Origin of the sequence: Shewanella sp. S1-58-MNA-CIBAN-0166 (assembly GCF_040310085.1) — a bacterium.
In the GTDB taxonomy this organism is placed as follows: Bacteria; Pseudomonadota; Gammaproteobacteria; order Enterobacterales; family Shewanellaceae; genus Shewanella.
The window spans coordinates 74,900-99,542 of sequence record NZ_JBEOPN010000005.1 but is presented as its reverse complement, the minus strand read 5'-3'; the positions used below and the strand labels follow the sequence as shown (position 1 = coordinate 99,542).

Annotated in this window: 21 protein-coding genes; all 21 read left to right on the top strand. The window is 39.7% G+C overall.

The features are described 5' to 3' along the window. The first annotated feature begins 7 nt into the window (after positions 1–7). Complete coding sequence (locus AAEY99_RS05095; protein ID WP_059744125.1) at positions 8–1,045, top strand: type IV pilus twitching motility protein PilT; 1,038 nt, start codon at positions 8–10, stop codon at positions 1,043–1,045. Between the two features lie 12 nt (positions 1,046–1,057). Further along, complete coding sequence (locus AAEY99_RS05090) at positions 1,058–2,170, top strand: PilT/PilU family type 4a pilus ATPase (RefSeq protein WP_192115838.1); 1,113 nt, start codon at positions 1,058–1,060, stop codon at positions 2,168–2,170. Between the two features lie 281 nt (positions 2,171–2,451). Beyond that, the gene (locus AAEY99_RS05085; protein WP_162023653.1) at positions 2,452–3,555 is read left to right on the top strand and encodes a putative porin; all 1,104 of its coding nucleotides are present in this window, start codon (positions 2,452–2,454) and stop codon (positions 3,553–3,555) included. A gap of 127 nt (positions 3,556–3,682) precedes the next feature. Further along, positions 3,683–4,216 carry a glutathione peroxidase gene (locus AAEY99_RS05080; RefSeq protein WP_101086412.1) on the top strand — a complete coding sequence of 178 codons (534 nt, stop codon included), beginning with the start codon at positions 3,683–3,685 and terminating at the stop codon, positions 4,214–4,216. A 276-nt stretch (positions 4,217–4,492) separates the two neighbouring features. Continuing rightward, positions 4,493–5,506, top strand: coding sequence for a ferrochelatase (hemH, locus tag AAEY99_RS05075; RefSeq protein WP_192115840.1), 1,014 nt, complete (start codon positions 4,493–4,495; stop codon positions 5,504–5,506). A 307-nt stretch (positions 5,507–5,813) separates the two neighbouring features. Then, entirely contained in the window at positions 5,814–6,143 is a 330-nt protein-coding gene (gene yciH / locus AAEY99_RS05070) for a stress response translation initiation inhibitor YciH (RefSeq protein WP_059744130.1), read from the top strand. Positions 6,144–6,176: 33 nt separating this feature from the next. After that, on the top strand, positions 6,177–6,737 hold the full coding sequence (locus tag AAEY99_RS05065) for a YqgE/AlgH family protein (RefSeq protein ID WP_101086414.1): 561 nt from the start codon (positions 6,177–6,179) through the stop codon (positions 6,735–6,737). A 510-nt stretch (positions 6,738–7,247) separates the two neighbouring features. Next, positions 7,248–7,667 carry a Holliday junction resolvase RuvX gene (gene ruvX, locus AAEY99_RS05060; RefSeq protein WP_182772352.1) on the top strand — a complete coding sequence of 140 codons (420 nt, stop codon included), beginning with the start codon at positions 7,248–7,250 and terminating at the stop codon, positions 7,665–7,667. Between the two features lie 1,201 nt (positions 7,668–8,868). Then, positions 8,869–9,729 carry an HAD-IIB family hydrolase gene (locus tag AAEY99_RS05055; RefSeq protein WP_351009529.1) on the top strand — a complete coding sequence of 287 codons (861 nt, stop codon included), beginning with the start codon at positions 8,869–8,871 and terminating at the stop codon, positions 9,727–9,729. Position 9,730: 1 nt separating this feature from the next. After that, a complete protein-coding gene (locus tag AAEY99_RS05050; protein WP_059744135.1) occupies positions 9,731–10,951 on the top strand; it encodes a glycosyltransferase family protein in 1,221 nt (406 codons plus the stop codon). Between the two features lie 27 nt (positions 10,952–10,978). Further along, entirely contained in the window at positions 10,979–12,727 is a 1,749-nt protein-coding gene (locus AAEY99_RS05045) for a sugar phosphorylase (protein ID WP_351009525.1), read from the top strand. Positions 12,728–12,945: 218 nt separating this feature from the next. Continuing rightward, positions 12,946–13,503, top strand: a complete 558-nt coding sequence (locus AAEY99_RS05040) for a DUF4136 domain-containing protein (RefSeq protein WP_351009522.1) — start codon at positions 12,946–12,948, stop codon at positions 13,501–13,503. 596 nt (positions 13,504–14,099) lie between these two features. Continuing rightward, positions 14,100–14,612, top strand: coding sequence for a transcription/translation regulatory transformer protein RfaH (gene rfaH, locus AAEY99_RS05035; protein ID WP_351009519.1), 513 nt, complete (start codon positions 14,100–14,102; stop codon positions 14,610–14,612). 552 nt (positions 14,613–15,164) lie between these two features. After that, on the top strand, positions 15,165–17,669 hold the full coding sequence (locus AAEY99_RS05030; RefSeq protein WP_351009517.1) for an SLBB domain-containing protein: 2,505 nt from the start codon (positions 15,165–15,167) through the stop codon (positions 17,667–17,669). A gap of 286 nt (positions 17,670–17,955) precedes the next feature. Beyond that, entirely contained in the window at positions 17,956–18,930 is a 975-nt protein-coding gene (locus tag AAEY99_RS05025) for a Wzz/FepE/Etk N-terminal domain-containing protein (RefSeq protein WP_351009514.1), read from the top strand. 530 nt (positions 18,931–19,460) lie between these two features. Further along, entirely contained in the window at positions 19,461–20,429 is a 969-nt protein-coding gene (locus AAEY99_RS05020) for an exopolysaccharide biosynthesis polyprenyl glycosylphosphotransferase (protein WP_351009511.1), read from the top strand. After that, positions 20,430–21,173 (top strand): glycosyltransferase family 2 protein, encoded by a 744-nt coding sequence (locus AAEY99_RS05015; protein WP_351009508.1) that lies wholly within the window; start codon positions 20,430–20,432, stop codon positions 21,171–21,173. It begins immediately after the preceding gene. Between the two features lie 12 nt (positions 21,174–21,185). Next, positions 21,186–22,256: a dTDP-glucose 4,6-dehydratase gene (rfbB, locus tag AAEY99_RS05010; RefSeq protein WP_351009505.1), complete on the top strand. Its 1,071-nt coding sequence runs from the start codon at positions 21,186–21,188 to the stop codon at positions 22,254–22,256. A gap of 63 nt (positions 22,257–22,319) precedes the next feature. Further along, complete coding sequence (gene rfbA, locus AAEY99_RS05005) at positions 22,320–23,189, top strand: glucose-1-phosphate thymidylyltransferase RfbA (protein WP_351009502.1); 870 nt, start codon at positions 22,320–22,322, stop codon at positions 23,187–23,189. 2 nt (positions 23,190–23,191) lie between these two features. Next, positions 23,192–24,067, top strand: a complete 876-nt coding sequence (gene rfbD / locus AAEY99_RS05000) for a dTDP-4-dehydrorhamnose reductase (RefSeq protein WP_351009499.1) — start codon at positions 23,192–23,194, stop codon at positions 24,065–24,067. Beyond that, complete coding sequence (gene rfbC, locus AAEY99_RS04995) at positions 24,068–24,637, top strand: dTDP-4-dehydrorhamnose 3,5-epimerase (protein WP_351009497.1); 570 nt, start codon at positions 24,068–24,070, stop codon at positions 24,635–24,637. The last annotated feature ends 6 nt before the right edge of the window (positions 24,638–24,643 follow it).

Sequence of the window (24,643 nt, the reverse complement as noted above, 5' to 3'; positions counted from 1 at the left end):
CTCTACAATGGAAATCACTGAATTACTCGCCTTTAGTGTAAAACACAAAGCATCAGATCTACATCTTTCAGCAGGCGTTTCTCCTATGATCCGCGTTGACGGTGAGGTAAGAAAAATTAATTTACCTGCGTTAGATCATCAAGGCGTTCATAGTCTTGTCTATGACATCATGAATGATAAACAACGTAAAGACTATGAAGAACATCTAGAAATCGATTTTTCATTCGAAGTGCCTAATCTAGCGCGTTTTCGTGTGAACGCATTTAATCAGTCGCGTGGCGCTGGCGCGGTATTCCGTACCATTCCGTCTGACATTTTGTCGCTTGAGCAATTGGGCGCGCCAGAAATTTTTAAGAAAATCGCCAGTTTCCCACGTGGCTTAGTATTAGTAACCGGGCCTACTGGTTCGGGTAAATCAACCACATTGGCTGCGATGGTCGATTATGTAAATGAAAACCGACATGACCATATTTTAACCATTGAAGACCCGATAGAATTCGTACACCAAAACAAGCAATGCCTAATCAACCAGCGTGAAGTACACAAACACACACATAGCTTTAATGCAGCCCTAAGAAGTGCATTACGTGAAGATCCGGATGTTATTCTTGTGGGAGAAATGCGCGACCTCGAAACCATTCGCTTAGCTATGACCGCCGCTGAAACGGGTCACTTAGTATTTGGTACTTTGCATACCACTTCAGCTGCCAAAACTATTGACCGTATAGTCGATGTATTCCCTGAAGGTGAAAAGAGCATGGTTCGTACCATGTTGTCAGAGTCACTTCAGGCGGTTATTTCACAAACATTGATCAAGAAAATTGGTGGTGGGCGAGTGGCGGCTCATGAAATCATGATGGGCACCCCAGCGATTCGAAATCTTATTCGTGAAGATAAAGTCGCACAAATGTATTCAGCTATTCAAACGGGTATGTCTCACGGTATGCAAACCCTTGATCAATGTCTGCAAAACTTAGTTAATCGTGGGTTAATTACCCGTGAAGATGCGATGCAGAAGAGTTCGAATAAACAAGCTAATTTCTAAGGAACTGGGATCATGGATGTTCGTCCGTTTTTAAATATGATGGTGGAAAAAAAGGCGTCTGATTTATTTATCACTGCTGGTTTTCCACCCAGTGCCAAAATCGACGGTGAGCTACGTCAACTATCCGATAATCGATTAACACCAGAGCAATCATTAGTGTTTGTTGAGTCGTTGATGAGTGACGTTCAAAAGAAAGAATTTCACGACACTAGTGAGTGTAACTTTGCATTTGCAGCCAAAGATTTAGGTCGTTTTCGTGTCAGTGCCTTTTGGCAACGCGAATCAGCCGGTTGTGTTATGCGCCGTATCGAAACCCAAATACCTGAAGTTGATGACCTAAAACTCCCTCCTATTTTGAAAGACTTGGTCATGAGTAAGCGTGGTCTTATCATTATGGTGGGTGGTACCGGTACTGGTAAGTCGACTTCGTTGGCTGCGCTAGTGGGATATCGAAATGCTCATGCTCGCGGACATATTCTGACCATTGAAGACCCAGTTGAGTTTGTGCATAACCATCGTAAAAGTATTATTACTCAGCGTGAAGTGGGTATTGATACCGACTCATTTGATGCCGCGCTTAAAAGCTCTTTGCGTCAAGCGCCAGATGTCATTCTGATTGGTGAAATCCGTACTCAAGAAACCATGGAGTTTGCGTTGTCATTTGCTGAAACGGGTCATTTATGCATGGCAACCTTGCATGCAAACAACGCTAACCAAGCACTCGATCGCATTATGCATTTAGTACCGGAAAGTAAGCACAATCAACTGTTGTTTGATTTGTCGTTAAATTTACGTGGCATCGTAGCGCAACAGCTTATTCCTAAATCAGACGGCACCGGGCGCCGCGCCGCCATTGAGGTGTTAATTAATACCCCTCGAGTGGCCAGTTTGATTGCTAAAAATGAGTTGCATTTACTGAAAGAAACCATGGGTAAGTCACGCGAACAAGGCATGCAGACTTTTGACCAGGCATTGCTAGATTTATATGTAGAGGGTGAGATTAGTTACGCCGATGCATTACATCATGCCGACTCGCCAAACGATTTACGTTTAATGATTAAATTGCGAAATAATGAAGCGGCTTCTTCAGGATCAATGGAAGGCATTACTCTCGACATGGATTAGTGATGTTTTGAGCCAATAAATGAGTGAATTAGTGATGTTTTGAGCCAATAAATGAGTGGATTATCAATCGAACCATTGGTTATGAGAGGTCGTAAGTAACATCTTACGGCCTTTTTTTGTTATCATGGTCGTTATCATTGTTATAATTACTCCTGTTGTCGTGGACATTTCGATGACAAAAGTACATTAAAACCTTTATTTAGTAACCTTATCCGTATAAACACATTATACGTTACTCATTTTTATCACGCTTTATAACATTGTTCTTTCAAGGATGTTTCATGCAGTTATGGCAAAAAATCACCGTCTTTTCTTCGTTAATCTTACTCCCGCTTTCGGCATCGGCTGTACCTGTCACCGATGAAGTTGATATTGGCGGTGCAGTTCGGGTGAACTACGGTTGGAAAGATTACGACGACAACGCCAAGCTTGAGTTTGAATTGTTCCGTGCTGACGTTAATTACAAGAGCAAAGATGGCTTATTCGCCTCAGCTCAGTATCGTTGGTATGAAAACATGGACGTAGTGCATCATGCCTACATGGGTTATCAATTTGATGACGCCCAATCAGTACAAGTGGGTGTAACCCAAGTCCCATTTGGTTTATTGCCTTATGCTGCTCATTCATTTTGGTTCGGCGCAACCTATTATCTTGGTTTTGAAGATGATTACGATGCTGGTATCCATTACAAAAATGAACAAGATGGTTGGCGCTATGATTTAGCTTATTTTGTTAATGACGAAATTGGCGACGGTTCTAATTATGATCGTTACTCATTTGATGCGGCCACAACAGCCGATTCACCATATGAAGAGGCAGGACAAATCAACGCTCGAGTTGAACGTGAATTTACTTCTGGTGAAGTCACTCATAAGTTAGGTGGTTCATTACAATACAGCCAATTAGATTTTATGGCTGATGCAGCTACCGTAGTGGGTGAAGACACCAATGGCCTTGCCGCTGCAGCGCATTGGCAACTTGACTGGAAAAAATGGCAATTACAATTACAATATATTCATTATGACTATGATATAGACAACAGTGAACGTATTGCGTTGAGTGCATTTCAATATCCATTTGAAATTGCTGCTGAAGCCGATGTTGCTACCGTTAACATTGCTAAATCGTTTGACGTTGATTGGGGACCAATCACTAATTTAAATTTTTACAACGATTACAGCCAGGTAATGGCATCGGGTCAAGGACTTGATGATTCTATCCAGAATGTGACTGGTGTTGCCATCACTGCAGGTAAATTTTATTCTTATGTAGATTGGATTGCCGGTAAAAATATGTGGTTTGTTGATGGTGCAGGTGTTGGTATCGATAACGGTGATACATCATGGCATTCACGTTTAAATATTAATATTGGTTTTTATTTCTAATCATTTATGATCTGAAAAAAGCAGTACTTCGTACAGTCCTGTGATACCTAATAGGCATCGATAAATTCGTTTATCGGTGCCTATTTCTATCTATTCTTATAAACTTTGAGTAAAGGACAAACTAACAATGATTAAATACCTAACGGCAATTGGCTTATTGGGATTAAGTTTTGGCTCCGTGGCTGCAAATTGTCCTGATTATCTCAATGTTGACGCTCGTAAATTACACTCAACAGAAAACGTCAATTTATGTGAACTCACCCAAGGCAAAGCCGTATTAATCGTTAATACTGCATCCCATTGTGGATTTACCCCTCAGTTTGAAGCACTTGAAGCATTACACAAACAATATGCCGACAAAGGTTTAGTGGTGATTGGCTTTCCATCAGATGATTTTTTCCAAGAAGAAAAAGACGAAGCTAAAACTGCCGATGTTTGTTTCATTAATTATGGTGTTACGTTTACCATGGTGGCAACATCACCTGTTAGAGGTGGTGAGGCTAACTCAGTATTTAAATACTTAGGCGACAAAACTGGCGAACCTAAATGGAATTTCTATAAATACGTAGTTTCCGCTGATGGCCAAACCGTACAACAATTCAGTTCTCGTGTGAAACCTGACAGCGAAGAATTGAAAAAAGCGATTGAATCAGTTTTGTAATCGTTAGCTAAACAGAACCGTTTAGCTTAGCGGCTAAATAAAGCGACTAAATACAGTGACTAAATACAGTGACTAAATAGAGCGGCTTAATAGAATGACCTAAGCGAGTTAACTAGCGTAAATAAATATTTGCCGAGTGCGGGTTAATTTGATGATAAAATCGATACCTAGCGCTCTTTTTGTTTTAAATGAATGCGATACAATTTTGATTTAAGCTCATGAGATATCCAAAGTGAGCTGTATTTATAAAACCATATCAATAACGGAGAAGATACTTTGGCTAGATTTTCAGGGTTAGATAAAGACACCGGCCACAAAGCTCGTGGCAAAACTGGTGTATTATTATTGAATCTAGGTACACCAGATGCACCTACTGCATCAGCTGTTCGCATCTATTTAGCTGAGTTTTTGGCGGATCCTCGAGTAGTCGAAATTCCAAAGCTGATATGGATGATTATTCTTCATGGGATTATTTTACGTATTCGTCCTGCTAAATCAGCAGCCTTATACAAACAAGTCTGGACCGACGAGGGCTCTCCTTTACTGGCTATCAGCCAACGTCAACAAGCCAAACTAGCCAAACATCTACACGCGCAAGGGTACGATGCAAGTGTACATTTAGCGATGCGTTATGGTTCGCCATCAACGTCGAGCACCTTACAAGCTATGCATAAACAAGGCGTAGATAACCTAGTTGTTCTGCCTTTATATCCGCAGTATGCTGCGCCAACAACAGGTTCAGCATTTGATGCTTTAGCTAAAGAATTAATGAAATGGCGATATATCCCGGCACTGCATTTTATAAACACCTACCATGACAACCCTGATCTTATTGATGCGCTTGCAGCATCTATCCAAAAAGATTTTGATCAGCACGGTAAACCGCAAAAACTAGTGATGTCTTACCATGGTATGCCTGAGCGTAATTTGCATTTAGGCGATCCCTATTACTGTTTCTGCTTGAAAACGACTCGTTTAGTGGTCGAAAAATTAGGCTTAAGTGAAGACGATTACGTTGCAACATTCCAGTCTCGCTTTGGCAAGGCTAAATGGTTACAACCTTATACCGACGCAACAATAGCCAGCCTACCAGCCAAAGGCATCACCGACATCGCCGTCATCTGCCCAGCATTTAGCGCCGATTGCCTAGAAACCCTAGAAGAAATTAAAGGCGAAAATCGTCATGTATTTGAAGATGCCGGCGGCAAAAACTTCAGATACATTGAATGTTTAAATGACAACGACGACCACATCAATATGATGGCAAATCTGGTAAAACCTTTCTTATAATTTCATCGAAAAGAAACTACGATGAAATGAGGGTAACAAGCGGTAACAAGCGATAAAGGCGATAACAAGCGAACAGACGATGACAAGCTTCGCTGTTAAGATCTTTAGAATCTAGCAGCGATGTTATTTCTCGAATGTTAATGTGCGCTCTTCACCGCTTGTTATCCTTCGACCTCGCTATATCGCTCGTTATCGTTTTCCACCGCTCTTCACCGCCAGTTATCATTCTTTTAATCGCCTTTCACTGCTCGCCTCTGCTTTTATGATTTGTTAAACTCAAATAATGTTTTACTGCTAAAGAAATAATATGAGAATAGATCCCAATATCGCATTAGTTTATAGCACTGATAAAGGTCGTATTGATCAGCCAAAGCCACAAGCTGAAGTACCCACTGGCGACGGTATAGTGCGGATCCATAAAGACAGTAAAGGGCGTAAAGGTAAGGGTGTAAGTGTGATCAAAGGGCTCGAATTAGATGAAAAAGCCTTAAAAGACCTTGCGCAAAAATTGAAGAAACAATGTGGCTGCGGTGGTACAGTGAAAGACTTCTGCATTGAAGTACAAACTGACAATCGCGAACAAATAAAATCCATATTAGAAAAGTTAAATTTCACTGTGAAATTAGCGGGTGGATAATACAAAACGCTAAAACACTATTGGGGATAGCATATGGATAATTTCAAAGACCACTTTTTAATTGCAATGCCATCGTTAGATGACACATTTTTCGAGCGCTCGGTGATATACATTTGTGAGCATGATAAAAAAGGTGCCATGGGCTTAATGGTTAACCGTCCAATCGGTGTTGAGGTTGAAGATCTGCTTGAACAAATGGAACTCTATCTATCGCCAGAGTTTTTATTCTCCTTAGACAGTCAAGTGCTCATTGGCGGCCCTGTCGCCCCCGAACGTGGTTTTGTGTTACACACGCCTCAAAAGCACTGGGTTAACAGCACTGAAATTAGCGAAGAGACTATGTTAACCTCCTCGCGAGATATATTAGCCTCGATTGGTTCTGATAAATCACCCGAAAATTTTATTGTTGCGCTAGGTTATGCCGGTTGGAGTAAAGACCAGCTTGAACAAGAAATTGCCGACAACACCTGGTTAACGATTAAAGCGACACCAGAGTTATTATTTAACGTTGAGCCTGAACAAATGTGGCTAATGGCAACCCAACAGCTCGGATTTGATATTTGGCAAATGTCGAGCCAAGTCGGTCATGCTTAAAGCAAGGTAACAAGCGGGTAGAGAGATAACAAGCGGTTAAAAGATCACAGACGATGACAAGCGGTTATTAGATCATAGACGGTGACAAGTGATAATAAGCGGTTATTAGATCACAGACGGTGACAAGCGATAACAAGCGGTTATTAGATCACAGACGGTGACAAGCGATAACAAGCGGTTATTAGATCATAGACGGTGACAAGTGATAATAAGCGGTTATTAGATCACAGATGATGACAAGCGATAACAAGCGGTTATTAGATCACAGACGATGATAAGTGATAATCAGCAGGAACAGCGATTAAAACGATGAAATCCGAACGAGATGAAAAGCGCATGCTTGCTTACGAACACAATGACTCTAGAACTTAGGCTTTTCGCTCGTAATCGCTCGTAATCGCTTGATATCGCTTGATATCGCTCGATACCGTTTGTCACTGCCCTTTCTACGTACGAAGCGTAGGCTCTTTGCCCTTATTAAATTATTCTCGCTCGATTAAAGAGATAAACATGCAACCACAAACCGTTTTAGGGTTCGACTACGGCACCAAAAGTATTGGTGTCGCTATAGGTCAAGCCATTACAGCTAGCGCCACACCTTTATTATCAATTAAAGCGGTTGATGGGATCCCTAATTGGGATGATATCGATAAATTATTGAAAGAATGGCAACCAGATCTCGTTGTCGTCGGCTTACCGTTAAATATGGACGGCACCGAGCAAGAGATGACTCAACGGGCTCGAAAATTTGCTAATCGAATTAACGGTCGTTTTGGCGTTAAAATTGCCACCCAAGACGAACGTTTAACCACTGCAGATGCTAAAGCCCGCTTATTTGAATTGGGTGGTTTTAAAGCGTTAACCAAAGGTCAAATTGATGCGGTGTCAGCGGTGTTAATTATTGAAAGCTATTTCGAAAACCAGTATTAATCTAGATGCTAGATGCTAGATGCTAGGCTGCTACGCGGATAGAGCGCTGCGCTTCTAGGGACAGCTTCGCTGCTAAGATTTAGTCACCAGATTCCAGTATTAATCTAGATGCTAAGTGCTAGGCCGCCACGCGGATAGAGCGCTGCGCTTCTAGGAACAGCTTCGCTGCTAAGATTTAATCACCAGATTCCAGTACCGTTCGAGTTACTAGGTCTTTTAGCTTTTATAGCATCTAGCAGCGTAGCGTTCTAGCATCTAGGCTCTATCGCTTTTCATCACTCGCCATCTCTTTCTATCGCTTGTTACCGCTCGTTACCACTCTTTACCGCTCATCATCTTTTCTTTTTGCCCCAAAATGGTGCAATTTTTATTCATTGTTGCACATATCTTCTTATCCTGGTCAATACACCTTTTCACATCATCGTTTTTATTCTGAAAATAATATCAAATATATCAATGGGTAAAGTCTATTTGTGCCATTAAGGTGCAAAGTTATTACGTTTGGCACATATCCTGAATCTACCTAATCAGTTAATTGAGTTACAGCGACAACAGAAATAGCTATGACAGGTGATAACAAGCGAACGCTGCGCTTACTGATAGAACTATGACGAGCGATAACAAGCGAATACTGCGCTTATTGATAGAACTATGACAGACGATAACTAGCGGACGTTGCGCTTACTGATAGAACTATGACAGACGATAACTAGCGGACGCTGCGCTTACTGATAGAGTGATGACAGGCGATAACAAGCAAACGCTGCGCTTACTGATAGAGCTATGACGGGTGATAACAAGCGAACGCTGCGCTTACTGGTAGAGTTATGACAGACGATAACTAGCGGACGTTGCGCTTACTGATAGAGCCATGACAGGCGATAACAAGCGAACGCTGCGCTTACTGATAGAGCTATGACAGGCGATAACGAGCGAACGCTGCGCTTACTGATGGAGCTATGACGGGCGATAACAAGCGAACGCTGCGCTTACGAATAGAGCCATGAGAGGCGATAACAAGTGAGGGCGATAACAAACGGATGGTGTGGAAACGGGTGAACGTTGGCATTTAGCTTTTATAGAATCTAGCCGCGCAGCGAATTAGCTTCTAGGCTTTAAGCTCGTCACCGCTCGTTATCGTTTATACCGCTAGATAACCGTTCTTGATAGTCAGCATTCAATGATTGAAAAGGGATACGATATGACAACACGACCACTTATCTTTACCGACATCGATGGCACTTTGCTGGACCATTTTGACTATAGCTTTAGTCATGCAATTGAAGTGATTGAAGCATTGAATGAACGCCTTATTCCTATTATCGCCAATACCAGTAAAACCTTTGCTGAAATGGAAAAACTACAACAAACCATCGGTTTTAACTCACCGTTTATATCTGAAAATGGCGCAGTTGTTTATATCCCAATCGGGTACTTTGACCAACAGCCTAAGGATACATTTACCGAAGGATATTATTGGGTAAAAGAGTTTTGTCAGCCGCGAAAATACTGGCTTGAATTGTTAAACCAACATGCACAAGCATTTAACGATGACTTTATTGGTTTTTCATCTTTATCAGTTGAAGCGTTATGTGAAATCACCGATTTGTCACCCGATAATGCCAAGTTGGCTTTGATTAGGCATTATGCAGAGCCAGTACTATGGCAAGGCAATGAAGCCAATAAACAAGCCTTTATTGAGCTGATGACACGCGCTGGTGCAAATATCCTGCAGGGTGGACGCTTTTTACATGTTGGCGGAGATACCGATAAAGGCAAGGCAATGAAATGGTTAGCCGAGGTCTATTCCAAACAATACAGCGCTCCTGTGACTACCATTGCACTCGGTGACAGTGGTAATGACAATGCCATGCTCGAAGCCGCTGATCTTGCGATACAAATTAAGTCACCCGTTCATCCATTCCCTATCTTAACGACCCCAAAGCAAAGTATTAAAAGCAGCGAGTGCGGCCCTAAAGGTTGGGCTGAATGCATTAAGCAAACTCTATTATCTTCATCGGCTGAATCACAGCTAAACAAACTACCATTTGGAGGGGCGTAATATGGCCGACTTTTATCAAAATGGCATTGTCACCACAATGCATAATTTAACCCGACGTAGCCATGAAGAGCTTGAGCAAGACTTAATTAAGTTTTCAAAAACACGTCCGCTAGGATTAATTTTGCCATCTCTGTATTCAGAGCTAGAAGGCACTGCACTTAAAGATATTGTCAGTAAATTAAAACAGGTGCCGTATTTATCCGAAATTGTGATCGGATTAGATAGAGCAGATCTACAACAGTACAAACACGCGCTAAGCTTTTTTGGTGAGTTACCTCAGCATCACCGTATTTTGTGGAATGACGGCCCACGCTTGCAAGCGCTGGATGCAAAGCTGCAAGCGTTAGGCTTAGCCCCTAAAGAGTTGGGTAAAGGTCGAAATGTCTGGTACTGCATGGGTTATATTCTGGCTTCAGGCAAAACAGAATCGGTTGCACTGCATGATTGTGACATTGTCACCTATGAAAAATCATTACTCGCTAGGCTACTTTATCCGGTCGCTAACCCGCAGTTTAACTATGAATTTAGTAAAGGGTATTATGCGCGTATTTCTAATGGGCAAATTAATGGTCGAGTGTCACGTCTTTTAGTTACGCCGTTGATTAAAGCGCTTAAAAAAGTAGTCGGTTACAACGAATATTTAGAATACATGGACAGTTTTCGTTATCCATTAGCGGGTGAGTTTTCATTTAGACGAGACGTGCTTAATGACCTACGCATTCCAAGTGACTGGGGCTTAGAAATTGGCGTGCTATCAGAAATGCAGCGTAACTATGCCCATAATCGCATTTGCCAGGTCGATATAGCCGACAATTACGATCATAAACATCAAGACTTATCATTGGATAATGAAGACGCGGGTTTGTCTAAAATGTCGATTGATATCACTAAAGCCTTTTTCCGCAAATTAGCCACTCAAGGGCATACTTTTAGTACTGAATCATTCCGAACACTTAAGGCCACTTATTACCGTGTCGCCCTCGATTATGTCGAAACCTATCATAATGATGCATTAATGAATGGTTTGACTACGGATATCCACTTAGAAGAAAAAGCGGTTGAAATGTTTGCCCAAAATATTGTTACAGCAGGGCAACGCTTTTTAGATAATCCAATGGAAACTCCGTTTATGCCAACATGGAGCCGAGTCGTGAGTGCCATGCCCGACGTACTCGAACAGCTTAAAGCTGCTGTTGAAGCCGATAATGCCGAGTTTAGCTAATATCAAAATCGACCAAGAGGACACCCTATGTCAGTAATGGATGGATTACAGCAAAAGCTGCAGCAACAACTTAGCTGTATTTACAACGATGTCGACATTGGTATAAGTGTGCCAGCATTGGCTGATCAGCTCATCGATATCATGCGTATCACCGAGTATTGCCAAGTGCCCGAACCCTTTATGAATCATTGGTCTGAAAAAGACATCATTATGATCACTTATGGTGACAGTGTGATCCAACAAGGTGAGCGGCCTCTCACCACGCTGGCACAATTTATCGACAGCTATTTAAGTTGCATCAATGCTGTGCACATTTTACCGTTTTTCCCTTACAGTTCAGACGATGGTTTCTCGGTTATCGACTATTCAAGTGTTAACGAAGGCCTTGGGTCGTGGGCAGATATCAGTGCTATTGCCAGTAAACGGCGATTGATGTCAGATTTAGTGATCAATCATTGCTCTAGTCGGAGCCTATGGTTTGATAATTTTTGCAAAGGTGAGGGCGTAGGACATGACTACTTCTTTACTGCCGAGCCAGATGATGACTTAAGTGCGGTGGTTCGGCCGCGAACGTCAGCACTATTAAGACCAACAGAGACACCTAACGGCACTCAACATGTGTGGTGTACCTTTAGTCATGATCAAGTTGATTTCGATTTTCGTAATCCACAGGTATTAATCGAGTTTGTTCGCATCATTCGTCAGTATTTAGATGCGGGGGTGAGTATATTTCGTCTCGATGCAGTGGCTTTTTTATGGAAAATCGTCGGCAATAAATCAATTAACTTACCGCAAACTCATGGGGTGGTACGTTTATTACGGACATTAATTGAACACGCACAACAAGATGCCATCATCATTACCGAAACCAACATTCCCAACACTCAAAATTTAACTTACTTTGGAAATGCTAACGAAGCACATTGCATATATAACTTCTCGTTGCCGCCTTTATTAATCAACAGTCTTATTACCGGCAGTTGCTTGTACTTAAAGCGTTGGCTTATGAGTATGCCGCCCGCACAAGACGGCACAACTTACTTTAATTTTATTGCTTCCCACGATGGCATTGGTTTACGCCCGGCAGAGGGCTTACTCGATGAAGATGAGATTGAAACTCTGGTTGACACCATGAAGCAGTTCGGTGGCCAAATTTCATCAAGAACCACAGAAGATGGCTTGCAAAAACCATACGAAATGAACATAGCCTTGTTTGATGCGTTACAAGGAACCACTAAAGGTAAAGACTTATGGGGAATGCAACGTTTTGTGTGTGCTCATACCATCATGTTAGCGCTCGAAGGCATTCCAGGTATTTATATTCACAGTTTACTGGGAACCCGCAACGACTATGAAAAACTGGCCAATACTTCCCATAATCGTGCCATTAACCGTCATCGTTGGGATCTCAATCAATTAACCGAGCAACTGAATGATGCCAACAGCGCTCATAACCAAGTGCTAACCGAGCTAACCAATTTAATCAATATTCGCACTCAGCAAATAGCATTTCATCCCAATGCTACTCAATTCACCTTACACCTTGGGTTACAGCTGTTTGGTTTTTGGCGTCAAAGCCGTAACCGTAAACAAAGTATCTTTTGCATCAGTAATGTATCAGACCAAATCACCGATCTTCCCATTAATGAACTTAATCTTATTATTGCAGAACACTGGGTTGATCTATTAAGCGGACAACCAGTAGAAGACACCACCCAAACCATGCAACTGCAACCCTATCAAACAGTATGGATAAGCAATGTAAAAGAGCGGTGACAGGCGATGGTAATAGATGACAAGCGATATCAGGCGATGACAAGCTGGTCTCGCTTGCCATCGTTATTCCGCTTATACCGTTCGTTGTCGTTTTTGCATGTCATCGCTCTTTAACACTATTTCCGCTTGTTATCATTTGTTATAAAATCTTGTTAACTTGACAACGCCTTTGCTCACGATAAGCTAGTAATAATTGACATCTTGTTTTTGGAGCCTGTATGAAAACCCTATTTATCGCTGCGGCAGTGTTAGCATTGAGCGCATGTAGTACCTTGAAATCTACTTCAGACTTCGATCCATCGGTATCATTTGATCAATATAAAACCTATTCATGGGTAGAGAAAAAAAATGAAGATGCGGGCTATCATTTAGACGGCCTCATGGATCAACGTATCCGTGTTGCAATCGAAACTCAATTAAGCCAAAAAGGCATTAGCAAAACAGAAAAACAAAATGCCGATTTACTAGTTAATTACATCACCAAAGTCGATAAGAAAATCAATATTGACACCTTCAATAGTAACTTTGGCTACAACCCATATTACGGTCCACGTTGGGGATTAGGCGGCAGTATTCATAGTGAAACCACCGTGCGTGAATACGATGTTGGCACATTAATGGTCGACTTAGTGGATAACAAAACGGGAAAGTTAATTTGGCGTGGAACAGTAGCCGATACTGTACGTGAACAAAGCACCCCAGAAGAGCGAATTAATACAATTAATCAAGCAATTGGTTCAGTAATGATGAATTATCCACCCAAGCCAAATAAGTAGTCTTTACGACTACAAAAAAGGTAAAATGAAAGCCTCGTTTATCGAGGTTTTTTGTTGTTGGAGATCAATACCTATATCGCCTAAAACTGATATTAATGACTCATTTAAGGAGAACTTATCAGTAAGGTAACGATTGAGTAATCAATTGAATAATCGATAAAGTCAGATTTTGATCGTCGTAATGTGAAGTGAAATAGCATGATATAAAACACTGTCAATTTGTTGTTAAACCTTTTGAGATATAGAAGATAAAGACACGTGTTGAGGCAGCGTATTTTCATTTGGCAATAGCAACATATGCAGGTCGGCATTACCAAGACTTTTTATTGTACTTAAAATAACATTAACCGATTCGCGTGCGTTAACGTTGTAAGATAAATCTCGAATGATAAATCAATTAGTTACTTCTCGGTTTAGATTATAATTATTGTCGTTATTGTTTAATATAAAACCAGTTGATAACGTAAACGCTGTATTTATAGGCAGTGCGGCTTAAAAACCCATTCAAATAGATAAGTAAGTTTGTTAATATCGTAAACCGTGAATGGGATGTCACTTGCTCAGATTGATGAGCAAATTTAAACAAGCGAGTAATAATGAAATCTTGGTATTTACTGTATTGCAAACCACGTCATGAAGTACGTGCACAGCAAAATTTGGCTTTACAAGAAGTCGAGAGTTATTTACCTGTTATCACCCAGCAAAAAATGGTCCGCAACAAACCAAAAATGGTTACAGCACCACTTTTCCCAAGCTACCTGTTTATCTATTTTGATCCTCTCATCACCAGCGTCAGCAAAATTCACAACACACGTGGTGCTAATCGCATTGTTGGCTGCCGAGAAGATATGACCCCTATTGACGACAGAATAATTTCAGCGCTTAAAAGGCGTGTTCAAGGTTATGTGCCTGAAGAGGTAAAACCGTTAGGCAAAGGCGATAAAGTCAAATTTGTCGACGGACCGTTTAAAGACCTCCAAGCTATATTCGACGAGAGTAATCCAGATAAACGTTGCCATGTATTATTTAACATCATGGGACAACAGAAACGGATTCTAGTCGAGTTGACAAATTTACAAGCTGTACCAAAAAATGATCAAACAACATAAATAGCGAATATAACTAAATAAATGATCTGTCAGATTATAGCGATGCTTCTTGTAGGATATTGTCCATTTATAAACTGAATGGAGCTGAGTTAAAGGGCTATTTTGACGTAAAAAGGTTGAATATTGTACGTTTAAATGATGTTTTTGCTATTTAGTAACTATTTTGAAACGTTCTGGGGATTTTACTCAAGCATCTAAGCTGATTTTTGAGTATAATTCCGCGCTCGATTAGTGATTGTTACAGTTTAAAGCTAATAAAAAATTAAAGATTCGCGTAGCGAAGGGCATATTGGAAGCCGTAATCCATGGGCGGTAGCGTGTCTTAAAATCGATAACAAACGGAAAAGGTCGATAAAAAGATAGAAAGCGATCAAGGTCATAAAAGCTAAAGCTCCTAGAGCGAAGCGTTCGATTGCAATCGCGCATTATGTGTTTTTATCGTTCTTAACTCACTTGTTATCACTCTTTACGTTATGGCCATCGCTCGTTATCGCTTTCCACCGCTTGTCACTTTTTTTTACTTATTCATAAAAATAATATTGGAGATATCTGGTGCTACATAAAACCAAAAACGTGTTACTAGCTGGCTTATCGGCCTTTATTATTTTAACCACACAAGCGCAAGCTGTTACTCCTTCTCCGCAAATGATCGAGCAATTTAAGCAGTTGCCAAAATCAGAACAAGAACGCATTGCCAAACAATATGGTATCGATCCATCAATGCTTTCAGGTTCAACAAGTGGCCAGGCCCAGGTTAGTAACCCACAAATTGTTACTCCTCGTGATGTAAATTCAAAATCGGAATCAAATCACGACCCAGTTGTTGATCAGTCAGAAGACGAACAAACTAACCAAGCAACTAAAACCATAGCAAAAACTGAAGCTACAGATGACCAAAAACAATCTCAATTAAAACGTTTCGGTTACGACCTGTTTGCTGGCTCCCCGACGACGTTTGCACCAGTAAGCGACGTACCGGTTCCAAATGAATACATGGTAGGCCCTGGCGACAATATTAATGTTCAGTTATACGGTAAAGAAAATAATAATTATCAATTGATAGTAGGTCGTGATGGTGCAGTACAGTTTCCAGACTTAGGGCCAATATCATTAGTAGGATTGTCATTTTCAGAAGCAAGAGTACTACTGCAAGACAAAATCGCCCAAAGCATGATAGGTATAAATTCAAGTATCACTATGGGTGAGCTTCGCTCTATTCGTATTTTTGTTGCTGGTGATGCATATCAACCAGGCTCATATACTGTTTCAAGTTTATCGACTATTACCCAAGCCTTATTTGTATCTGGTGGTATAAACGAAATCGGCTCATTACGTAATATCCAATTAAAACGTGCGGGCAAAGCTGTGGGCACCTTAGATTTATACGACCTGCTTATGCGTGGTGATTCATCAGGAGATAAACGATTACAGTCTGGTGATGTGGTATTTATACCAACGGCTGGTGCCAGTGTAAGCGTGATGGGCGAGGTTAGACGTCCCGCTATTTATGAGTTAAAAAATAGCGAAACCATGGCAGATGTACTGAGAATGGCCAGCGGCTTAAATCCTGGTGCTTACCCTAAAGCCAGTGTGATAGAACGCTATAGCGATAAGGCCGTTAAAACCGTTGTTAACGTAGACTTAACGGCATCAAGTGGACTTTCTACTTTTGCTAAAAATGGTGATGTATTAAATGTAAAATCTGCCTCAACAAGGGTAGAAAATGCCATCACAATAGCTGGCGCGGTTATTCGTCCCGGTAAATATCAATGGACAAACCAAATAAAAGTTGCTGATTTGCTACCATCAATTTGGGGTAACTTAACCATTACCGCAGACCTAGATTATTCTTTATTAATCCGTGAAATAAATCAACGTGGTGATATTGAAATTCAACGTCTAGCCTTAGGCAAAGCAATAACAGATCCCCTTTCACCATATAATTTATTATTAAAACCGCGTGATACTATTGTTGTATTCGATTACGGAGACCGAGAAGCACTTTTAACCCCTATCATTACCAAGCTTAAAAATCAGAGTCGTTTTGGCGATGCAATCAAACTGGTTAATATTAATGGTAATGTTCGCTTTCCTGGACAGTATCCTTTAACAATGAATGCCAATGTGAAAGAATTACTGATTGCAGCGGGTGGGTTAGAAGAAGGTTCATACACATTATCAGCTGAATTAACTCGTCAAAATATTTCTGAAACCGACGGTGTTACTATTGAGCATAAGCAGCTCAGTCTTTCTGATGTGATGAATAATGAAGCGAAAAATATCCCATTGCAAAGTCGAGATACTTTAACTGTTAGAACGTTACCCTCTTGGCAAGACACCCGCTGGATTACGATTAAAGGTGAAGTTAAGTTCCCTGGAACCTACTCGATTCAACGAGGCGAAACACTTAAAGACGTCATTGCTCGAGCAGGCAGTTACACAACTGATGCGTCATTAAAAAGTGCTGTATTCCTGCGCCAATCAGTTAAAGAGAAAGAGCAATTAGAGCTAGCAAAGTTATCAGATGAGCTGCGCCGTGAAATCGCCTCGAAAGCATTAACCAAAGATACTCCTACAGTAGGCTATGCCGATGCCCAGTTAATGCTTAAAGAACTTGAAAATATACAAGTTGTTGGGCGATTAACTATAGATTTAACGGCTCTAGAATTAGGGATTGATGAAGCTAATTTGACTTTAGAAGATGGAGACATATTGTATCTCCCACAAAATAACCAAACAGTATCCATTATGGGGCAAGTGCAACACCCAAGTACTCATCGATTCAAAGATGGCACTACCTATAACCAGTATTTGTTGCTTGCTGGTGGACCACGCAAGCGTGCCGATGAAGACAGAATTTATATTATAAAAGCCGATGGTTCAGTAGTAATGCCAACCGAATCATATTGGTTTAACAGTGGCAGCATGGTTGCAGCAGGCGATACGATTATTGTACCGCTTGATACTGAATATAAGGATAATTTAACGCTTTGGTCACAAGTTACCAATATCTTCTACAACAGTGCAATTGCTGCAGCCGCAATCGCATCGTTATAAAGCATTAAGATTTAAACGCGACATGATATCCGATAAATAAACAGTATTATTTATTTTCTGACGTTTTATACCTTTTATCAGAACAGCTATTTAGAGCCATAAGGTTAGACGGTTAATCCAAGACGTTTAAGATTAAAAGTTTAAGGCTAATCGTTTAAGGCTAATAATTTAAGCAATGCTGAAATTAATGTTAGTTTGCTTTGCTTGTACTCCAGCGAAGCAAACTAGCTGTTTGACGCCCTAAACTCTAGAAGCGTAGCTATCAACTTTCAAGACAAAAAGACTTATGACTAAACAAAACCAACAACCTACGAATGACGCAAATTTTGCATCCCTACAACCAATGGGTAGCATTGAAAACGACGAGATCGATTTACGTGAGCTATTTGCTGTTATCTGGCAAGGTAAATGGTTCATTATTGCTATTACTGCAGTGTTTGCAGTTGGCGCCGTTATGTTTGCCATCAACCAACCCAATATCTATAAGTCAGAAGCGTTGTTAGCGCCTGCAGATTCAGAGCAAGGTGGTGGTGGATTGGCAGCGCTTGCAGGACAGTTTGGTGGTCTGGCAAGTATGGCAGGCATCAACTTAGGCGGTGGCCGTGGTGTTGATAAAACCAAAATGGCTATCGAGGTGATGAAGTCTCGGCAATTTACCAGTGACTTTATTCAGCAGCATAATATTTTGCCTGACTTAATGGCGGCAAAAAAATGGAATATGGCTGACAACACCATCAGCTACAATGACGAATTATATAACCAAGCCGACAACCAATGGCTGCGTGAAGTTAATGCCCCTTTTAAACCAGAACCATCAATGCAAGAAGCATTTAAAAAATTCAGCAAAGTGATTGCAGTTAATACTGATAAAGAAACCAGAATGGTAACAATTTCAGTAGAACATTTATCACCAAGCATCGCACAGCAATGGGTTAACTGGTTAGTACAAGACATCAATAAAGTGATGAAAGACCGCGATGTCACAGAAGCCAAACGAAGTATTGCTTTTTTAGAATCTCAAATTGATCAAACCAACGTAGCCGATATTCGCTCAATTTTATACAAGTTAATCGAAGAGCAAGCGAAAACAATTATGTTTGCGGAAGTTCGCGACGAGTACGTATTTAAAACCATCGACCCAGCATTAACACCAGAAGAGAAATCAAAACCTAAGCGAGCATTAATCTGTGTTTTAGGCACAATGCTAGGCAGTATATTAGGTTCCTTACTAGTATTAATTAGATTTTTTATTAAAAAATAAAGTTAATTTCTACTCATTTATCCAAAAACTTGAACCGGGACCTAATCTATTAAGGTCTATGAGACTGGTTTAAAGAAAGGCAGACAATCTAGATACTACAAGCTATAGCGAAAATGGATCTGTTCAAAATGAATATAAAATGTCTCAGGATTTTTATAAAACAGAGTACTAGATGTTATCAGAATTCATAATTTTAACTAATAGGTTTATTAATAAAATTTTGAATATTTACAACTGAAGGAATAAAAAAGCCGACTTTTATCTACAAGGCTTTATTATAGTTTAAAACGCATATCTTTTATTGAAATTTCTAGAGTTGCGTCCAGTTATTTTGCACCTATTCAGTAATTTATTTTCCAGCAAGCTTTAATGTGCGGATATTAAATTGTACAAATTTAAAAAAGTTTAGATATATTAGTAATCCTTTATTTTCTATTTATTATAGATAATATCCGATTTTTAGTGATAACTATATTTTCAACTACTGAAAATTCAGTAAAATGAAAATAATTTTGTTCATGAGAGATTAAATGTTCTATAACAATGGTAAATTTAATACGATCAAAGTAAGTAATCGTTTTAAATCTAGAAGTGAAGCATTAAAGCAAAGAATAATTTACGTTTATTGCCCTATAGGTATGGAGCATACCATAGGGCAAATTGTTGATGATTACTCTTTCGATATGGTCATAAATGATTATTCAATAATCGATTTGAATAGAAAAGTTATTTGCCACTATAATGCGAGCGATTTAACGAAGGAACAGCGGCATTATTTAGTCGTAGCGACTGAATTAGGTGCCTGGGTTGAGCCACTTGTAAGTTATCTCGATTCTAGGCTTGGCTATACGGAAGTTAAGTTATTACACAGTAGTTACTTCCTTCATCAAAAAGCATTCTCAATTTTATCTACAAAGCGTACTCAGTATGCAAAACGAGCATTAGATATTTTTGCAGCTTTATTATTATCTGTTATTGCTTTACCTGTTGGTTTATTTACTGCTCTCGCAATTAAATTAGAATCATCCGGTGATGTTTTCTACAGACAAAAGCGAACCGGTCAATACAACGAAGTATTCGAAGTCATCAAATTTAGATCAATGAGAAATGATGCTGAAAAGTCAGGAGCTCAGTGGGCGTCTAAAAATGATGCCCGTGTAACCAAAATTGGTAACTTTATTCGTAGAACACGAATTGATGAGTTGCCACAGATAATAAATATATTTAAAGGTGAAATGTCAATAGTAGGTCCAAGACCAGAGCGTGAAGTGTTTATTGAAGAGCTAGAAAAAGAAATAGCTTATTATCGTTTCAGACATGCTGTTAAGCCTGGTGTAACAGGATTAGCACAAGTATGTTATCCATATGGAGCATCAGTGGAAGATGCTGTCTGGAAGCACAAATATGATATTTATTATATTAAACACCACAGTACTTTACTCGATATCAAAATATTATTTAAAACAATTAAAGTAGTCCTGTTTGGCATGGGAAGATAAATGCAACCCTTAGTCTCTATTATTATGCCAAGCTATAATTCTGCTAGAACAATAGCTGAAAGCATAGACACTATATTGTCTCAAACATACAAGAATTGGGAATTACTGATTACAGATGATAAGTCAACAGATGGCTCAGTAGATATTATTGTCCAATTCGCTGCTAAAGATCGAAGGATAAAATTTTTTCAAAATGATGTGAACCTCGGTGCTGGCGGTTCAAGAAATAGATCGATAAAAGAAGCGCGCGGAAGGTACATTGCATTTTTAGATTCTGATGATCTTTGGTATAGCAACAAGTTAGATATTCAAATTAACTTTATGTTAGCAAACAACGTGAGTTTGTCGTACTCCTGGTATCAAAAGTTTAGTGATGCAGGTGATGGGGGGGTCGTTAAATCGCAATTAACGGTAAGTTATCGAGAATTATTGTATAGCAATGTGATTGGTTGTTTAACGGCAATTTATGACGTGGAAAAGCTTGGTAAACGTTACATGCCTCTAATTCGTAAGCGCCAGGATATGGGGTTATGGTTAAATATTTTAAAGAATGTCGATAAAGCTGTCGGTATTCCTCAAGTTTTAGCTAAATATCGAGTTGATTCTGGTATGACTCAAAATAAGTTCAATGTATTGAAATGGCAATGGGCTTTTTACCGTGATGTTGTAGGATTAAATCTTTTACAATGTATTAAGTGTTTTGTTATCTATGCATATAAAGGTTTTATTAAAAGCCGTATTTAAAAGAGTATGTTTATGAAAATTTTAGTCACAGGCGGTGCTGGTTTTATCGGCTCAGCAGTCATCCGTCATATAATCAATAGTACAAATGACAATGTTGTTAACCTAGATAAGCTGACTTATGCAGGTAATTTGGAATCGTTATTAAGTGTTGACTCAAACGATAGATACATTTTTGAACAAGTCGATATTTGTGACCGAACAGAGCTAGATAGAGTATTTAACACTCATCAGCCTGATGCTGTTATGCATCTTGCTGCAGAATCTCATGTAGATCGTTCAATTACTGGGCCATCTGATTTCATACAAACTAATATCGTTGGTACATATACGTTACTTGAAGCTGCTCGTGCTTATTGGAATAAACTTGACGATAAAGATAAAAGTTCATTCCGCTTTCATCATATATCGACCGATGAAGTTTACGGTGATTTACCTCACCCAGACGAAGTGAGTAGTTCGGAGGAACTAACGCTCTTTACTGAAACAACGTCATATGCACCAAGTAGTCCTTATTCGGCATCAAAAGCTTCAAGTGACCATTTAGTCCGTTCTTGGCTTCGCACGTATGGTTTACCGACAATAGTGACAAATTGTTCTAATAATTATGGTCCTTATCATTTTCCTGAAAAATTAATACCTTTAGTGATACTCAATGCATTGGAAGGAAAGCCATTGCCTATATACGGAAAGGGTGACCAAATCAGAGATTGGTTATATGTAGAAGATCATGCTCTAGCACTTTACAAAGTTGTTACCCAAGGTGAGGTTGGTGAAACTTATAATATCGGCGGCCATAACGAGAAACAAAATATTGAAGTGGTCAAAACCATTTGCAATATTTTAGATGCCTTAGTGCCTAAAGATACATTATACGCAGATCAAATCACTTATGTGACCGACCGCCCTGGTCACGACCGTCGTTATGCTATTGACTCAAGTAAAATGAGCCAAGAGTTAAACTGGCAACCACAGGAAACATTTGAAACGGGCCTTCGCAAAACCATCGAATGGTATCTGGCTAATCAAACCTGGTGTCAGCATGTACAAGATGGTAGCTACCAACGAGAGCGTTTAGGGATTTAGTATTTTGTTATCGTGTCCTAGTTTTTCCTAGGGCCCAATTTTTACCTAGGAACTTTTTTAATTATGAAAGGCATCATTTTAGCCGGCGGTTCAGGAACTCGTTTATATCCACTCACAAGAGGTGTATCTAAACAGTTATTGCCAGTATATGACAAACCTATGATCTACTATCCGCTATCAACATTAATGCTTGCAGGCATTAGAGATATATTGATTATTACTACGCCAGAAGACAAAGAAGGTTTTAAACGTTTATTAGCTGATGGTTCTGATTTTGGGATCAATATAACTTACGCAGTACAACCTTCACCTGATGGTCTAGCGCAAGCATTTTTAATTGGTGAAGAATTTATTGGTAAAGATAGTGTGTGCTTAGTTCTGGGTGATAATATTTTTTATGGTCAATCGTTTAGTAAAACCTTGAAAAGTGCAGCTAATAGAGAAGAAGGTGCTACTGTATTTGGTTATCAAGTAAAAGACCCAGAACGATTTGGTGTGGTTGAATTCGACAAAAATATGAAAGCAGTATCAATAGAAGAAAAACCAAGCAAGGCTAAATCAAATTACGCTGTAACGGGTTTATATTTCTACGATAACAGTGTCGTCGAAATGGCAAAGCAAGTTAGACCGTCACATCGCGGCGAGTTAGAAATTACCACGTTAAATGAAATGTATTTAAATAAAGGCAATTTAAATGTGGAATTGCTAGGGCGAGGATTTGCTTGGCTAGATACAGGTACACACGAAAGTTTACATGAAGCATCTTCTTTTGTGCAAACGATAGAGCATGTTCAAGGGTTAAAAGTGGCGTGCTTAGAAGAGATTGCTTGGCGTAATGGTTGGTTGAGTTCTGAACAGCTATCCGAATTAGCCAAACCGATGATGAAAAATCATTATGGCCAATACTTGGAGCGCTTAGCTCGCGGAGCTTAAGTATGAAAATATTAATAGCGGGTAAAAATGGTCAAGTGGGTAGATGTTTAGTGGATCTGCTAGAAGCACACACTGAGCTAACATTTTTAGCATTAGACCGTGAAGAGCTTGATATAACAGACCCAATACAAGTTGATAAAATAGTTAGCGTGTTTCAGCCTAATATAATAATTAATGCAGCCGCTTATACTGCTGTAGATAAAGCAGAACAAGAATCTGAGTTAGCCCACGCTATCAATAAAGAGGGGCCACAAAATCTTGCGCATGCAGCAAACAAAGTCAATGCCGCTATTATTCATATTTCGACCGATTATGTTTTTGATGGCGATAGCCCTGAGAGCTATACTGAGTCAGAGGTGACCGCTCCTCAAGGTGAATATGGTCGTAGTAAGTTAGCAGGCGAACAAGCTGTTGTTCAGGCTTGTTGTAAACATATTATATTAAGAACTGCATGGGTCTTTGGTGAGCATGGTAATAACTTCGTTAAAACTATGCTTCACCTTGCTAAAACTAGAGAGTCGGTAGGTGTCGTTGCTGATCAATTTGGTGGTCCTACGTATGCGGGCGATATAGCAAAGGCCATACTTACAATCTCTAAGCAGATTGCGCTTGGTAATCATGCTTATGGCGTCTATCATTTTTCTGGCTTTCCTTATGTAAGTTGGCATAGTTTTGCAATCAAAATATTTGAAAAAGCATTGGACCAAGACGTACTTATCCAGCCTATTCGAGTTAATCCAATAACAACGCTAGACTATCCAACCCCAGCTAAGCGACCGGCCAACTCACGGTTAAGTTGTGACAAGATACTTAAAGTATTTGGTATTAAACAGAGTGACTGGCAAGCTGCGTTGATGCGAATTAAAGAGTATTCATAAATGAAAGTCATTGATACAACCATTGCGGACGTTAAAATCATCGAGCCTGCTACTTTTGGTGATCAACGTGGTTTTTTTATGGAAACTTGGAATCAAAAACAGTTTGAAGATTTAGTAACTCTTAAGTCAACTCAATTCGTGCAAGATAATCATTCAAAGTCAAAAAAAGGAATATTAAGAGGGCTTCATTATCAAGCTCTAAATACTCAGGGGAAATTAGTAAGAGTAATATCTGGTGAAGTTTTTGACGTGGCGGTTGATATCAGGACTGAATCTGAAACGTTTGGTCAATGGGTTGGTATATATTTATCTGCCGAAAACAAAAGACAATTATGGATACCAGAAGGTTTTGCTCATGGTTTTTATGTATGTAGTGAAAGTGCAGAATTTGTTTATAAATGCACTGATTACTATCACCCTCAAAGTGAGCTTACTTTGGCATGGGATGACAAATCCGTAAACATTGATTGGCCTATATGTAGTTCACCATTACTTTCTAATAAAGATTCTCATGGACATAGCTTTAAAGAATTTATAACTAAAATCGATTTGTTTAACAATAAAAAATAATGGAGT